This is a genomic window from Extibacter muris (genome assembly GCF_004345005.1).
GTDB classification, from domain to species: domain Bacteria; phylum Bacillota; class Clostridia; order Lachnospirales; family Lachnospiraceae; genus Extibacter; species Extibacter muris.
Genome location: NZ_SMMX01000008.1, coordinates 1 through 16,754, shown reverse-complemented (window position 1 = coordinate 16,754; position 16,754 = coordinate 1). Strand labels below are relative to the sequence as shown.

General features: G+C 40.6%; 12 protein-coding genes and 4 pseudogenes. All 16 read left to right on the top strand.

Features of this window, described 5'->3' with window-relative positions; genetic code table 11:
- Positions 1 to 126 precede the first annotated feature (126 nt).
- A complete protein-coding gene (locus E1963_RS10665; protein WP_132277827.1) occupies positions 127 to 627 on the top strand; it encodes an antirestriction protein ArdA in 501 nt (166 codons plus the stop codon).
- An 18-nt stretch (positions 628 to 645) separates the two neighbouring features.
- On the top strand, positions 646 to 1,149 hold the full coding sequence (locus E1963_RS10660) for an antirestriction protein ArdA (RefSeq protein ID WP_132278058.1): 504 nt from the start codon (positions 646 to 648) through the stop codon (positions 1,147 to 1,149).
- 111 nt (positions 1,150 to 1,260) lie between these two features.
- Entirely contained in the window at positions 1,261 to 1,650 is a 390-nt protein-coding gene (locus tag E1963_RS10655) for a conjugal transfer protein (protein ID WP_132277825.1), read from the top strand.
- Positions 1,637 to 3,139, top strand: a pseudogene (locus E1963_RS10650) (ATP-binding protein); the annotation flags it as partial. The gene E1963_RS10655 and the pseudogene E1963_RS10650, both read left to right, overlap by 14 nt.
- 746 nt (positions 3,140 to 3,885) lie before the next feature.
- Positions 3,886 to 5,712, top strand: coding sequence for a group II intron reverse transcriptase/maturase (ltrA, locus tag E1963_RS10645; protein ID WP_132277823.1), 1,827 nt, complete (start codon positions 3,886 to 3,888; stop codon positions 5,710 to 5,712).
- Positions 5,713 to 5,824: 112 nt separating this feature from the next.
- A pseudogene (locus E1963_RS10640) lies at positions 5,825 to 6,766 on the top strand (ATP-binding protein); the annotation flags it as partial.
- Positions 6,766 to 8,961 (top strand): CD3337/EF1877 family mobilome membrane protein, encoded by a 2,196-nt coding sequence (locus E1963_RS10635; protein WP_132277821.1) that lies wholly within the window; start codon positions 6,766 to 6,768, stop codon positions 8,959 to 8,961. The pseudogene E1963_RS10640 and the gene E1963_RS10635, both read left to right, overlap by 1 nt.
- Positions 8,958 to 9,653, top strand: a pseudogene (locus E1963_RS10630) (lysozyme family protein); the annotation flags it as partial. The gene E1963_RS10635 and the pseudogene E1963_RS10630, both read left to right, overlap by 4 nt.
- A 621-nt stretch (positions 9,654 to 10,274) precedes the next feature.
- Positions 10,275 to 11,282, top strand: a complete 1,008-nt coding sequence (locus E1963_RS21955; protein ID WP_330570784.1) for a reverse transcriptase/maturase family protein — start codon at positions 10,275 to 10,277, stop codon at positions 11,280 to 11,282.
- Between the two features lie 80 nt (positions 11,283 to 11,362).
- A complete protein-coding gene (locus tag E1963_RS21950; protein ID WP_330570783.1) occupies positions 11,363 to 11,980 on the top strand; it encodes an HNH endonuclease in 618 nt (205 codons plus the stop codon).
- Positions 11,981 to 12,084: 104 nt separating this feature from the next.
- A pseudogene (locus tag E1963_RS10620) lies at positions 12,085 to 12,396 on the top strand (C40 family peptidase); the annotation flags it as partial.
- Positions 12,397 to 12,411: 15 nt separating this feature from the next.
- Entirely contained in the window at positions 12,412 to 13,305 is an 894-nt protein-coding gene (locus E1963_RS10615) for a conjugal transfer protein (protein ID WP_132277819.1), read from the top strand.
- Positions 13,306 to 13,433: 128 nt separating this feature from the next.
- Positions 13,434 to 14,093, top strand: a complete 660-nt coding sequence (locus tag E1963_RS10610) for a TetR/AcrR family transcriptional regulator (protein ID WP_132277817.1) — start codon at positions 13,434 to 13,436, stop codon at positions 14,091 to 14,093.
- Between the two features lie 75 nt (positions 14,094 to 14,168).
- Entirely contained in the window at positions 14,169 to 15,116 is a 948-nt protein-coding gene (locus tag E1963_RS10605) for an ATP-binding cassette domain-containing protein (protein ID WP_132277815.1), read from the top strand.
- Positions 15,109 to 15,882, top strand: coding sequence for an ABC transporter permease (locus tag E1963_RS10600; RefSeq protein ID WP_132277813.1), 774 nt, complete (start codon positions 15,109 to 15,111; stop codon positions 15,880 to 15,882). Before E1963_RS10605 ends, E1963_RS10600 begins: the two co-directional genes overlap by 8 nt.
- Before the next feature lie 125 nt (positions 15,883 to 16,007).
- A complete protein-coding gene (locus tag E1963_RS10595; RefSeq protein WP_243117679.1) occupies positions 16,008 to 16,307 on the top strand; it encodes a winged helix-turn-helix domain-containing protein in 300 nt (99 codons plus the stop codon).
- The last annotated feature ends 447 nt before the right edge of the window (positions 16,308 to 16,754 follow it).

Below are 16,754 nucleotides of genomic sequence, written 5' to 3'. Positions count from 1 at the left end.
CAGAAGTTTGCAGACAGGCAAACTTCTATCCTTTCCCCCTATGGGAGCTGGGCTTAGGGGGAATGAAAGGGGGTAACGGAATGGTACACAAAGTATTTCCAGCGAAAAGAAAGGACATGAATAACTATGAAAGAATTAAGAGTGCTGATTGAAACAACAAGACCGATAAACGGCGTCCTGCGTTCTGCATGGTTTGACCTGCCGATTGATGAAACGGAACTGGAAGAAACACTAGGAATTGAAGCAGACAGCGAGGACTATCACATTATTGAAAAAGAACTTCCCTTTGCTGATGAAGTGGACGAAAACACAGCGATTGAACGCTTAAATGAGCTTGCCCTCATGTATCAAAATATGCCTGTGGAACTTCGGAAAAGCTATGCGTCATTTTCGGAATACTATTCAGACTTTGACGAATTTTACAATTACAGAAATTCCATTATCCATTATGCAGGCTGTGCTACCATGATTGATGTTGCCCGTCATGTACTGGCTGACAATCCAGCTTTTGCTTCCCTGTCGGAAGATTGTGTGCGCTACTTTGATTATGAAGCCTACGCACAATCACTGGAAGAAAATGGGCGGTTTGTTAAAACCGAGTACGGCATATTTGAAATCCCGTGGTAAGAAAAGAGGTGTATGCCTATGGTTGATGATATGCGTGTGTATATCGCTAATCTTGGAAAGTACAACGAGGGCTACTTAGTAGGCGACTGGTTCTCTTTCCCTCTTGACTATGAAGAAATCGCAGAGCGTATCGGACTGAATGCTGAATACGAAGAATATGCCGTCCATGATACCGATAACTTCCCCTGTGAAGTTTCCGAGTACGCTTCCATTGATGAACTGAACAACCTGTATGAAATGATAAGTGAGCTTGATGATTACATCATAGACCAGCTTGACGAATTTATCTCTCATTATGGGACAATAGAAGAACTGGTAGACCACAAGGACGATATTTATTTCTATCCCGACTGTGACTGCATGGAGGACGTTGCTCGTTATTATATTGATGAACTGCAAGTCCTCGGAGAAATTCCATCCAGCTTGTCCTATTACATAGATTATGAAGCCTACGGTCGGGACTTGGAAATCGGTGGTCGCTTTATCGAAACCAGCTATGGTATGTGTGAAATCCAGTTATAAGGCTGTCAGATCAGAACCCTGTCAAGGGTACTACTGACAGCTCATTTATTTTCAAGGGCAGTCGGCCTATATGCTGACTGTCCTTATTCATTTCAAGAAAGGAGAAATCCCATGAAGAAAATTAAATCCTATACGGGTATCTGGAACGTGGAAAAAGTGCTGTACTCTATCAACGATTTACAGCTTCCGTTTCCTGTTACCTTTACCCAGATTACATGGTTCGTGCTGACAGAATTTTTCATTATCCTGTTTGCCGACCTGCCCCCTCTTTCCACGATTGAGGGCGCATTTTTGAAGTATTTCGGTATTCCCGTTGCGCTCACTTGGTTTATGAGCCAGAAAACTTTTGACGGGAAGAAGCCATACAGCTTTTTGAAATCCATGATTACCTATGGGCTTCGACCCAAACTGACTTATGCAGGAAAAGCCGTGAAACTGCGTAGCCAGAAAATCAATGAACCAATCACGGCAGTTAGGAGTGTGATGTATGTTCCCGATTAAATATATCGACAACAACCTTGTGTGGAACAGGGACAATGAGGTATTCGCTTACTATGAGCTTGTTCCATACAATTACAGTTTTCTTTCAGCAGAACAGAAGTTTATCGTGCATGACAGCTTCCGTCAGCTTATCGCACAATCCCGTGAGGGAAAAATCCATGCGTTGCAGATTGCCACAGAAAGCTCACTAAGAGCCATACAGGAACGCTCAAAGAAGCTGGTAACAGGTCGTCTGCGTGATGTGGCAATCCAGAAGATTGACGAACAAACCGACGCATTAGTGGAAATGATAGGCGATAATCAAGTGGATTACCGCTTTTTTCTTGGCTTTAAACTTGTGACAAGTGAACAGGAAATGAACCTTGCCACTGTGAAGAAATCCGCCCTGCTTACATTCAAGGAATTTTTGAATGAAGTCAATCACACGCTGATGAATGACTTCATTTCTATGCCGAATGATGAAATCAACCGCTACATGAAAATGGAAAAACTGCTGGAAAACAAGATTTCCAGACGCTTCAAAGTACGCCGTCTGGACAAGAACGACTTCGGCTATCTCATGGAACACCTTTACGGACGGGACGGTATCGCCTATGAGGACTACGATTATAGCCTACCAAAGAAGAAGCTGAAAAAGGAAACGCTTATCAAACGATATGACCTTATCCGTCCCAGCCGTTGTCTGGTTGAGGAAAGCCAGCGGTACTTGCGTCTGGAACATGAGGACAGCGAAAGCTACGTGACCTACTTTACGGTCAATGCCATTGTGGGAGAACTAGACTTTCCGTCCTCTGAAATCTTCTATTTTCAGCAACAGCAATTTACGTTTCCGATTGATACTAGCATGAATGTGGAAATCGTGGGCAACAAGAAAGCCTTAACCACGGTACGCAACAAGAAAAAGGAATTGAAAGATTTGGATAACCACGCCTATCAAGCTGGGAGTGAAACCAGCAGTAACGTGGTGGACGCTCTGGACAGCGTGGACGAACTGGAAACGGAATTAGACCAGACAAAGGAAAGTATGTATAAGTTAAGCTACGTCATACGGGTGTCTGCACCCGATCTTGACGAGCTGAAACGCCGTTGTGATGAGGTCAAGGACTTTTACGACGATTTGAATGTCAAGTCGGTTCGTCCTGCTGGGGATATGCTGGGCTTACATAATGAGTTTTTACCAGCCAGCAACCGGTATCTCAATGACTATATGCAGTATGTAAAATCTGACTTCCTAGCAGGGCTTGGCTTTGGAGCGACCCAGCAGTTAGGCGAAAATGAGGGTATCTATATGGGCTATTCCGTTGACACTGGGCGCAACGTCTATCTGCAACCTGCCCTTGCCAGTCAAGGTGTCAAAGGTACGGTTACAAATGCCCTTGCTTCTGCTTTCGTGGGTTCGCTGGGCGGTGGAAAATCGTTCAGTAACAACCTGCTTGTCTATTATGCGGTGCTGTTTGGCGGACAGGCGGTTATCCTTGACCCTAAGTCTGGTGCGAAACGTTCCTACTTGAAAAGAGTAGGCACAGCACTTCATTAAATCAATATTTAATGTGTGTTGGAGAACTAAACACACGAATAGTCGAATGACGGGGTAACGCCCTGAAAGGCTACTTTAATACTCCGACTGGCAGAAACTTGAGTAAACAAGGCTCTGTCAGAAGCTCGGTAAAGTCGGCAGACAGACACCGTAACAGATAATGCTGACGAAAGATTCCCAGAGGTGGGCGTTGTGTCCTATATGCCGGAAGTCTATAAAATATCTATGGTTAGAATGTAGATGAGAGGTCTACTGACGAATCCTTGAATGTACAGGTCTATATCGGGGCTGGATAGAAATGTCCAGTGACACAAACAGTGTCGCTACTGTGGGTGAGTAAGACTCCGCATTTATGAAAATCCATATAACGTTAAAGGCGTTATCAAGGTAGCAGGCTTATAGAGGAAACCTAAGGATATATGTACAGATAGTGTGTTTGGAACGTTGAAAGCTGACAACATGGAGATTTTACTGTCTGTGAAGTGTTCACATCAGAAAGTTATTGTGAGATTAGCAATGATATAAGGTGTGTTAATGTCAGTGAGAGTGGTGGCACAGTACCTATGAAACCGTGATAACAAGCGGTGGAGGGATAGCCACTAGTCATATGAAGAATAGAATTACTAAGAAAAAAATGGTATGGGTTCGAGTAAGACTAAGAGATGTACTTGCTCCTGCAAACAAGGAGGGTACAGACCATGCTAAAGAAAAACAAGCTCCGCTATAACGAGTATTATGATATGCAACATATTTATGACGAGTTATACGCACAGAGCAAGAACGGTAATAATTTTTATAAGTTACTTGAAATTATTGGTTCGGAACAAAATATTTGTTTAGCTTACCGTAATCTGAAATCAAACAGTGGCAGTAAAACGGCTGGAACGGACGGAATGACGATAGACGATATAAAACAACTCAGCAATGCTGAGATTGTTGCTACCGTTCGGGAAAGCCTTAGCGACTACCGCCCAAAATCAGTCAGACGTGTTTTCATTCCAAAAGCTGGGAGCGATAAAATGCGTCCATTGGGGATTCCGTGTATCTGGGACAGGCTGGTACAACAATGTATCCTGCAAGTCCTAGAGCCGATATGCGAACCAAAGTTCCATAATCATTCCTATGGATTCCGTGCGAATCGAAGTGCCCACCATGCAGTCAGCAGAGTAACGACACTGATAAATTTATCAAAATATCATTACTGTGTTGACGTAGACATTAAAGGATTTTTCGATAATGTCAATCATGGAAAACTATTAAAACAAATCTGGACACTTGGTATTCGGGATAAAAGATTGATTTGCATTATCAGCAAAATGCTGAAAGCTGAAATTGACGGCGAGGGTGTCCCAGAAAAAGGAACACCACAAGGCGGTCTGTTAAGTCCACTGCTCTCCCTCATAGTCCTTAATGAATTAGATTGGTGGGTAAGCAGTCAGTGGGAAACATTCCAGCCGAAGAACCGCAGTAAAAATGGGTGGCTTCAATACGCAAAGAAATATACCAAACTGAAAAGCGGTTTTATTGTACGTTACGCTGATGATTTTAAAATCATGTGTTCAACCTATGGAGAAGCACAAAGATTTTACCACAGTACCGTAGATTTTCTTAATAAAAGGCTGAAATTAGAAATCAGTCCAGAGAAATCAAAGGTAGTAAATCTGAAGAAAAATTCATCAGATTTTCTGGGGTTCAAAATCAAAGTCATTCCAAAAGGAAGAACGAAACACGGTTATGTTGCCAAAACAGATATGAACCAAAAAGCATTAAAGAAAGCGAAAACAAATCTAAAGTTAAAGGTAAAAGATATAGCCAGACATACGACTGGCTTCAATATCAGCAGATATAATCTGACAGTTATCGGTATGCAGAATTACTACTGCATAGCAACTAACGTATATAACAACCTGACAGAAGTAAGTTACGCTCTCTTACCGACCATACGAATCCGTTTAAGGAACATTGCAAAATCAGTTCCATTTGAAAGTACAAGTTCAGAATTTCAGAGCAGGACAAAAGGAATCAGACCAAAAACAAAAATAGTGATGATTTCGGATAATCCGCTATTGCCGATTCAAGGAGTACAACACAAAAATCCTATGAATTTCTCGCAAGATATTTGTAATTTTACAAAGCAAGGGAGAAACAAGGTGCATGAGGACGTTGTAGTTGTAACAAAAGAAGAAATCCGAGCGTTGTTGGAAAATGAAAACCCTGCCGATAGCGTAGAGTTTAACGACAATCGTATTTCGGCATATATCGCACAACAAGGCAACTGCTATGTAATGAATCGTCGAGGAACTCCGTCCATTCTGACATGTATTCACAAATCAGACAAAGGAGATAACCTTGATAGATATTCTAATCTGGCATTTGTGGAAATTCCCATTGCAAAGGCAATCCTAACAGAATCAGCAGACGAAGCAAAATCACTGTTAAAAGGTTATGTTCTTAATAGTCAGCAGAAGAAAAAACTGAACAGAATACGGACGAATTACGGATATCAGACAATAACTGGGAAATAACTTATAAATCTATTTGGATATGATGGAACGCCGTATGAAGCGAAAGTTTCATGTACGGTGTGAAGCGGGGGAAAACTTGGAGATAACATCAAAAAGTTACCTATCGCTATAACGTGGGAGTTGGAAAGAAACACTCCCAGAGATAGCAGTGGAAATCAATATCGTAAACCTAACCAGTGACAGCGAAAATGCAGGACTTCTTGACCCATTCATTATCATGCGGAACGTCAAGGACGCTGAAAGCCTTGCGATTGACATATTGACATTCCTTACAGGGATTTCTTCACGGGACGGCGAAAAATTTCCTGTGCTAAGAAAAGCGGTGCGTTCTGTTACCCAGAGCCAGTCAAGGGGCTTGCTTCATGTGATTGATGAGTTACGGAAAGAAGATACTGCTATATCCCGTAACATAGCCGACCATATCGAGAGTTTCACGGACTACGATTTCGCACACCTGCTCTTTTCAGACGGCAACGTGGAACACGCTATCAGCCTTGAAAAGCAGTTGAATATTATACAGGTGGCAGACCTTGTATTGCCCGATAAAGATACCACTTTTGAGGAATACACCACCATTGAATTACTGTCTGTGGCAATGCTTATCGTTATATCCACTTTTGCATTAGACTTTATTCACAGTGACCGGTCAATCTTTAAAATCGTGGATTTAGATGAAGCATGGGCATTTCTGAATGTGGCACAGGGCGAAACCTTATCTAACAAACTGGTACGTGCCGGACGAGCAATGAACGCAGGTGTTTACTTTGTCACGCAATCCTCTGGGGACGTATCAAAGGAAAGCTTGAAAAACAATATTGGGCTTAAATTTGCTTTTAGAAGCACGGACATCAACGAGATAAAGCAGACCTTAGAATTTTTTGGCATTGACAAGGAGGACGAGAACAACCAGAAGCGGTTACGGGATTTGGAAAACGGACAATGCCTGCTTCAAGACCTTTACGGGCGTACAGGTGTTGTGCAGATACACCCTGTATTTGCGGAACTGCTGACTGCTTTTGACACTAGACCACCCGTAAGAAAAGAGGTGGATTGATGAAAGAAAAAAGCACAGGAAAGAAACTGCTCCGTATCTTCCTTACTGTCCTGCTGGTAGCGGTTATTGTTATTTTCCTGCTGGCTATGCTGGGGACGGTGGTTCATGCAGCGGGCTTGGTGGACGATACGGTAGACGCTGGTAACCTGTATTCAAAGTACCCATTAAGCAATTATCAGCTTGACTTCTATGTGGATAATAGCTGGTCGTGGCTTCCGTGGAACTGGTTGGACGGTATTGGAAAAAGTGTGCAGTACGGGCTATACTGTATCACAAACTTTGTCTGGACTATCAGCCTGTATCTAAGCAATGCCACGGGCTATGTGGTGCAGGAAGCCTATAAGCTCGATTTCATTAACGACATGGCGGACAGTATCGGAAAAAGCATACAGACGCTTGCAGGGGTAACACAAAACGGCTTTTCAAGCTCTGGCTTTTATGTGGGTTTCCTCTTACTGCTTATCCTCATTGTAGGTATCTATGTCGCCTATACGGGACTTATCAAACGGGAAACCAGCAAGGCACTTCACGCTGTTATCAACTTTATTGTGGTGTTCTTGGTATCGGCTTCCTTTATAGCCTATGCTCCCGATTACATAAAAAAGGTCAATGATTTTTCAAGTGATATTAGCACAGCGTCGCTGGACTTGGGGACAAAAATCATGCTTCCAGACAGTGACAGCAAGGGTAAGGACAGCGTGGACTTGATACGGGACAGCCTGTTTGCCATACAGGTTCAACAGCCGTGGCTACTGCTCCAATTCGGAAACAGTGACATAGAGGAACTTGGGGCTGACCGTGTGGAAGCTTTGGTATCTGCTAACCCGTCGGACGAGGACGGGGAAACCAGAGAGCAGGTCGTGAAAACAGAAATCGAGGACAGGGACAATGACAACATGACGATACCGCAGGTGGTAAACCGTCTGGGTATGGTGTTCTTCCTACTGTTCTTTAATCTCGGTATCACGATTTTTGTATTCCTGCTTACCGCCATGATGATATTCAGCCAGATACTTTTTATTATCTTTGCCATGTTCCTGCCGATTAGCTTCCTGCTGTCCATGATACCCAGCTATGAGGGCATGGCAAAACAGGCAATCGTCAAGGTATTTAACACGATTATGACACGGGCAGGAATTACGCTCATTGTTACGGTGGCATTTTCCATATCTAGTATGTTCTACAACCTGTCAGACGGCTACCCGTTCTTTATGGTGGCGTTCTTGCAGATAGTGACATTCGCTGGGATTTATACGAAGCTGGGCGACATTATGAGTATGTTCTCTCTCAATGCTGGGGACAGCCAGAGCATGGGACGCAGGATATTCCGCCGTCCCTATATGTTTATGCGCCACAGAGCAAGACGAATGGAGCGACGCATGACAAGAGCTGTGGGTGCTGGCAGTATCGCAGGCGCAGTGGCAGGCTCTATGGCTTCGGACAGTCATGGTGGCAATCCGCCCCGTTCCAATACCACGAAACAACCGCAAAGAAAGAATACGGCTTCTGCTTCTCTTGGTGGTCGGGCAGGTTCGGCGGTCGGTACAGTCTTAGACACTAAGAACCGTGTCAAGGACAAGGTACGGCAGGTCAAGCAGAATGTCAAAGACCTGCCGACACAGGCTGGTTATGCTGTCCACTCCGCTAAAGAAAAAGCAAAGGAAAATGTGACGGATTTCAAGCGTGGCATGGTACAGGAGCAGGAAACAAGGCAGACTGGACGGGCAGAGAAACAGAACCAGCACAGACAAAGCGTGGCACAGAAACGTATGGCATTACAAAAGGCACAGGAAGCAAGGCAGGCAGAAAAGAAAGCGGACGGATCAGCAACGAAGTCTAAAGACGGAGGTGCTACCCGTCAATATGAACGACCTGCAACAACTTCTAAGTCTGTGCAAAAAGAAGCACAGAAAGTACAGGATAAATCCCGTCAAGCGGTATCTCCTGTCAAGCAGGAAACCCAGCGCAAAAAAGAACGTCCTGTAACGTCTGGGGCTACTGTCAAAATGCCAGAGCAGAAACAATCCGTACAGCGTGAGAATGTCAAGGCTGGGGATAAATCTTCTTCTGTGTCCCAACAGCAAACCAGACAGACGATACAGGCACAACGGACATTTAAGAACCAGCAGACCAGACAGCTAAAGAAAAAAACAAGCGGTAAGAAAACAGTTAAGAAGAAAGGACGCAGGAAATGAAGCTAAAGCATATCGCCATTATCGGCAGTCTGTTTCCTGTCCTTTTATCCATTGTACTGTTTTTCGGTATTCTGATTAGTGCGGAGGACGACGACGGGGGCGGTGGCTATTCATCTTCCATTACAGGTATGAACCTGTCCGCAGAAGTCCTCAAACATCAGCCTATGGTGGAGAAATACGCTAAGGAATACGGTATCTCCGAGTATGTTCCCTACCTGCTGGCAATCATGCAGGTGGAAAGCGGAGGGACAGCCGTGGACGTTATGCAGTCCAGTGAAAGTCTGGGCTTACCTCCTAACACATTAGATACGGAAAGCTCAATCAAGCAGGGGTGTAAGTATTTTGCGTCCCTGCTTTCTTCCTGTGAAAGTCAAGGTATCAAGGATATGAATGTTGTTGTCCAGTCCTACAATTACGGTGGAGGTTATATCGGCTATGTGGCTGGCAACGGGAAAAAGCATACATTCAACCTTGCCGAGAATTTTGCCCGTGAAAAGTCGGGCGGAAAAAAAGTGACCTATACCAACCCGATAGCCGTTGCAAAAAATGGTGGCTGGCGGTATGGCTATGGGAATATGTTTTACGTTGATTTGGTAAATCAGTACCTTACTGTCAATGAAATATCGGGGGAACTGGCACAAAAAGTAATGAATGAAGCGTTGAAATATCAAGGCTGGAAGTATGTGTTTGGGGTGCGCCCGTAAGGGCATGTAATGATTGTGTGTTGACAACACACTAGGAAAAAGAATTTCAAAAGCAATATCCTATCAACAGTCGACTTATCTGTAAGGGAAACCAAGCAGGGAGTATAGCATGTCGGCAAAGTCATAAGTTGAACAGTTACCAGTTCACGACTGAATGGCGAGTTGAAAAGATAAGAATGAGGGTGAAAGCTAAACTGCCTGAATGACAGTCTGATTGGTGTAACGTAGCCTGCAACGGAAAGGTAACTATAAACGTTGTACAAATACGGATAGACAGAAAACCGCCGTAAGTCTGCCTATGGAAATTCCCGTATTTGAAGCCTTTGATATAAAAAGGTAAAACAGACGAACGTCACACCCGACATCTTATCAAGTTATCATTATATGTACTAAACGGGGATTGCCTAAATCAGAACGCTTCTCTATGAAGCTATGCGTAAACCTAGCAACTAGGGATAAATTTCAAGAAGAAATTCAAGGAAGATGACGCTGAATATCTGACATGGCAACGGAGATTTCGTAGTAGTCGGAGCTGGGGAAAGCCCAGTACATGGCGAAGGAAATCAGCTTATTCAGTTTAATAAAATTTAGGAAGGAGCGTGAGGCTCAATGAGAAATCCAGAAATGGTATTAAACAATCTAGTAAAAAATGCCACAAAAGAAAACTACAAATTCAAAAGATTGTATCGTAACTTCTATAATCCGAATTTTTACATTATGGCATACGCAAAACTCGCTCCTAACGGTGGAAATCTTACCAAAGGAACAATGGAACAAACAATTGACGGCTTCGGAAATAAAAGGATTGAAAAACTAATTGAATTGATGAAATCTGAACAGTACACACCAGCTCCAGCACGTCGAGTTTATATTCCAAAATCCAATGGGAAGAAACGTCCTTTAGGAATACCTAGTTTTGAAGATAAGCTAATTCAAGAAATTGTACGTCTAATATTAGAAGCAATTTTTGAAGAAAACTTTAGTGAACATTCACATGGCTTTAGAGCAAACAAAAGTTGTCATACTGCTCTCACAGAAATGAAATGCTGTTTTACGGGGTGTAAATGGTTTGTTGAGGGAGATATTAAATCATTCTTCGACAATATCAATCATCATATTTTAATCAAGCTACTAAAAAAGAAAATCGAGGACGATAAATTTATTCGTCTGATATGGAAGTTTTTAAAAGCTGGATATATGGAGGATTGGCAATTCCATAAAACTTATAGCGGAACTCCGCAAGGGGGTATCATTTCCCCCATTCTATCTAATATATATCTTAATGAATTAAATGTGTTCATGGACAAACTTAAAACAAACTTTGATAAAGGAAAAGCTAGAAAGAAAAGTGTTGAATATAAAAGGATAGAGAATAAAAAGGCATATTGGAAAAATAAGCTCAAATTATTAAAAAATGATGAGAATAAGCGTAATCAAATTATAAGTAAATTAAAAGATTTAGAAAAAGACGCTCTAATAACACCATACTCTAATCCTTTAGACGACAACTATAAAAGGATTTACTATACAAGATATGCTGATGATTTTCTCATAGGCATTATCGGGTCTAAGACAGACGCAAAAGAAATCAAAGAAAAAAATAAAAGAATTCCTTGAACAAGAATTGGATATAGAGTTATCAGAAGAAAAAACAACGTATGCATAATTACAAATGTAATCTATTTGTACCTAAAAGTGTGTGGATAAAGAAGTTACAAGAAAGTGGCATTTTAACCCAAAAGAAAGACGGCTCATGGCGACCAATTGCAAGACCCTCATTATTGTATCTGAGTGATGTGGAAATCCTCAATACATACAATTCGGAAATAAGAGGATTGTATAATTACTACAAGTTAGCAAAGAACGTAAGTGTATTAAATAAGTTCATGTATTTTATGAAGTATAGCCTTTATATGACCTTTGCTTCAAAATATAAATCCTCTGTTCCAAAGATACTAGACAAATACATGAAAGACAAAGTATTCACAGTCTGGTATGACACAAAAAAAGGACGCAAAAGCGTATCACTTTATTGTAATGGTTTCAAGATTGACAAATCTGTTTCCTCAACAACAGATAAACTTCCAAACACCATGAAATATAAAGTGCAAACAGAACTGACCCAAAGATTAAACGCCAATCGGTGTGAAATTTGCGGGACGTCTGACGGGAAAATGGAAGTTCATCATGTGAGAAAACTTAAAAGCCTTAAGGGAAAAGCATATTGGGAAAGAATGATGTTGGCACGTAAGAGGAAAACATTGGTGCTATGTACAAGCTGTCATCATAAATTACATGCAGGAAAACTAGATTGAATAAGTGGCGAGCCGTGTGCATTGAGAAGTGCATGCACGGTTCTGAGGGGAGCATTTGGAAACCTATTATAGAAATATAATAAGGCGCTGGGTGCTTACCCTACGGTAGCAATCCCAACACTTCTTTTGACTGTTCGGGGCTGACACAGTGGTGCTATGGCAAGGCTGGTATCTCTTTACCGAGAACAGCACAGGAACAATACGACGCTACACAGCATTTACCACTGGCACAAGCTAAAGCTGGCGACCTCGTATTTTTCCATAGTATCTACAATGCAGGAAGCTATGTAACGCACGTCGGTATTTATGTGGGAAATAACCGTATGTACCACGCAGGTAACCCCATAGGATATACCGATTTGACTAGCCCTTACTGGCAACAGCACTTAATCGGTGCAGGAAGAATTAAACAATAGAAAGGAATGGAAACTATGTTCAAGAGAAAAGAAAAACCTATCAAAGAGAAAAAGGTACGGACTATGAAAGTCGGTACGCATAAGAAATCCGTGGTGGCTTTATGGCTGGTGCTGATTGCAAGTGTCAGCTTCGGAGTTTACAAAAATTTTACCGCAATAGACCAGCACACCGTACATGAAACAGAAACCATTCAGCTTAGATTGAATGACACCAATGGGATTGAGAATTTTGTTAAGAACTTTGCAAAGTCTTATTACACATGGAGCAACAGCAAAGAAAGTATAGAAGCCCGTACTGCTTCTATCAACGGGTATCTGACAAAGGAATTACAGGACTTGAACCTTGATACTATAAGAACAGATATACCGACCAGTTCTACGGTTACAGATGTACTTATTTGGGACGTGGTACAGTCTGGGGAGAACGCTTTTTCTGTTACCTACGAAGTAGATCAGCAGATAAAAGAGGGCGACCAGACGAAAGCAATCAAGGCAACCTACACCGTGAAAGTCCATGTGGACACTGACGGAAATATGGTTATCGTGCAGAACCCTACTCTTGCCCCAGCAGTCCAGAAGTCAGACTATGAACCAAAGGCACAGGAAGCAGACGCAAGCGTGGACGCTGATACGGTTAATGACGCAACGGCATTTCTGGAAACATTCTTTAAGCTGTACCCTACGGCAACCGATAAGGAGCTTGCTTATTATGTGGCTGACAATGTACTTGAACCGATAAACGGGGATTACCTGTTTTCAGAGTTGGTAAATCCTATTTTCTCACAGGACGGCGAAAACGTGAAAGTAAAAGTAGCCGTGAAGTTTATTGACAACCAGACAAAAGCGACACAGGTATCACAGTATGAGCTTATGCTTCATAAGGATAATAACTGGAAGATTGTAAGATAAATTTAAAGGCTTGTATTCATAAACGCCTTATTTTTATTAGTCTAATATTGTTTTTGTTGACAACATACACTGTGTATGTTATATTTGTTTTATACAAACACGGTGTATGTATTGAAAGGAGGAGTATAATGCCACGCAACAAATATCCAGAAGAAACTGTACAGAAAATACTGGATGTTTCTTTGAAATTATTTCTTGAAAAAGGTTATGAGCAAACAACTATATTAGATATAGTAAATAATCTAGGTGGGCTGTCACGTGGAGCTTTTTATCATCATTTCAAGTCAAAAGATGAAGTTCTGAACGCTTTGAGCGATAAAATGTTCTTTGAAAACAATCCATTTGAACAAGTAAAAAATGAAAAAGGATTAAATGGTTTGGAAAAGATACAAAAGGTCATTAAATCACAGTTTCAAAATCAAGATTTACAGGAAATAAATGCAATGACTGTTCCTTTAGCAAATAACCCTAGAATTTTAGCCGAATATATAGCTAGCAATCAAAGCGTACTAGCGCCACTTTTTGAGGAACTGGTTCAAGAAGCTATACAGGATGGTTCAATTAAAAACATAAAATATCCAAAAGCATTTTCCAGTCTGTTTGCCATGATAATTGATGTCTGGTTTATGCCAACTATATGTCCATGTTCTAAAGAAGAATTACTTGAAAGGTTATATCTTATTAAGGAAATGTTGGACGTATTAGGTGTTCCGATTTTAGATGAAGAAATAATACAATTATCAAAACACAAAATACAACAAGTAATGGAAACTATAGAAAAAGAATAAAATTGCTTTGCAATTTTATTTTTACCGATATATATACAGACAGTATGTATATATCAGAAAGAGAGAGGAATATATATGAGTTCAGATAGTATAGCAATCAATGTCAAAGGACTAAAAAAGAGTTATAAAGGTGTTTCTGTTCTAAATGATGTTAATTTTACGATTGAAAGTGGGACAATTTTTTCATTGCTTGGTTCAAATGGAGCAGGAAAAACAACAACAATTAAAGCATTGACGACGTTAATTAAACCCGATGATGGAGATATAAGTATATGCGGATATGACGTGATAAAACAATCATATAAAGTACATGAGGTTATTAGTCTTACAGGGCAATTTTCTGCCGTTGATGAAACACTTACAGGATTTGAAAATCTTGTTATAATAGGAAAATTACATCATCTGCGAAAGCCGAAAGAGAGAGCAAATGAGTTATTGTCTTACTTTGATTTAACCCATTCTTCAAATCGGTTAGTATCAACTTATTCTGGTGGTATGAGAAGAAAACTTGATATTGCAATGAGCTTAATAAATAGTCCTACTGTTTTATTTTTAGACGAACCAACAACAGGACTTGACCCTCAAAGCCGACATAATATGTGGGATATTATCCGTGATTTAAAAAAATCGGGGACTACCATTTTTTTGACAACGCAGTATTTGGAAGAAGCAGAACAGCTTGCAGATAACATAGCAATCTTAGATAAAGGTGAAATTATTGTTGAGGGTACTTTAAACGACTTAAAGAAATTATTACCACAGGAAAAAGTTGAATTTATATTTCCAACAGAGCAGGAATTTAAGAAAGCAATATCCTTACTTATCGGATATAAAGTGATTCCCCATAGTGAAAGTAATCGATTGACGGTATATACCTGTGAAGCAATCAATGTATTAACTAAACTATTTCAATTATTTACTTCACATAATATTGATATAAAAGACTTTTCACGGAAATCCCCCTCATTAGAGGATGTGTTTTTAACTTTAATTGGAGAAAAGGAGGCTTTAGCAAATGGATAAAGCACGAAAAAAATATAGTGATACCTTGACAATGACTGGAAGATGCTTGTTGTTGTCAAAACGTAATATAGATACATTTTTAACAAGTCTGGTTCTACCTGTTTTAATGATGATACTGTTTGTTTATGTACTTGGTGGTGCTATGAACGTAGGAAGTTCATCATATGTGAACTATATTGTACCTGGTGTTATTCTCCAGTGTATTGGACAATGTGCGTCCACAACCGCTATTACCGTAAATAGCGATATTAGAAATGGCATTATTGACCGCTTTTGTACAATGCCTATTAAGAAATCATCTGTTTTATGCGGTCATGTTTTTAGTGCCGTGCTTCGCAATTTATTGACAACGATTATTGTAGTTGCAGTTGCTCTCATAGTAGGTTTTCGTCCATCTGCACAGGCTCTTGATTGGTTAACAGTATTCTTTATTGTTTTGCTATATATTATCGCAATATCTTGGATTTCTGTTTTTATCGGTATTAAAGCTAATAGTTCAGAGGGAGCTGGTGCGTGTGCAGTTTTTGCTGTTGTACTTCCATATTTAAGTTCTGGGTTCGCTCCCCTAGAAACTATGCCCCAATTTTTACGGATTTTTGCAGAAAACCAGCCTATGACACCAATTATTGAAACCATGCGTTCTTTATTATTAAAAGAACCATTGAATACTCATACTTTATTTATAGCAGTCGCATGGTGTTTAGTTTTAAGCGTTGTATTCTATTTTTTATCAAAGACCGCTTTTAAAAAAAACACAACAAAATAGAGAGGTGGTAATATGGGAAAATTTTAATAGCTGAATTTACAGAAAATGAGGAGCAGATTTTTCGGCAAACCGTTGAATGGCTATCTGCTAAACTATCCAGTGCCCCTGTCCTTATTAAGCAACAAGTGGTTGGATTTCAGATTGACCCATTTATTCGTACTTTTACAAATGAAAATACTGAAAGTGTTTATTTAACTGCAAAAGAATTTGACCTGCTCTACTTTCTGTATTCTCACAAAGGACAGGTATTCACTAAAGAACAGCTTTACGATAATGTCTGGGGACACGACCACATAACAGACACTAAAAATCTAACTTCATTTATCAGAAAGCTACGCAAGAAGATTGAGCCGAACCCAGATAGCCCACAGTATATTATAACTGTCTGGGGTGTCGGCTATAAATTCGACGAAGAAAAACCGTAACTTGTTATTCACAACATTGTGATCTACAAGTTACGGTTTATTTATTCTCATTTATTGTATCTTCAAAGAGCTTTACGTTTCGCATGGACTCTTTGGTGGCTTTCATTACATCAACAAGGACACGCACTTCATATTCATTGCAATCTGTAAAAAGCTCCTGTGCTTCTTTCTCAAAGACAGCTTTTAAAAAGAAAATGCCGATAAAGCCCGTAAATAAAGGATATATCGACATTTACCAATTTATGAAAAGATAATCAAATTTCTTATAAGTTTTTCTCATAAAAACAATGCCGTATAGCATTGTCTCTTTAACGTTTCATATGTACCTTCAAAACTGCACACAAGAAATACCTGCATCCATTACCTATCCACCATCATATCTGGTCATGCCCTCGACCGATTAGTAGCAGTCAGCTCCATGCATTGCTGCACTTCCACCTCTGCCCT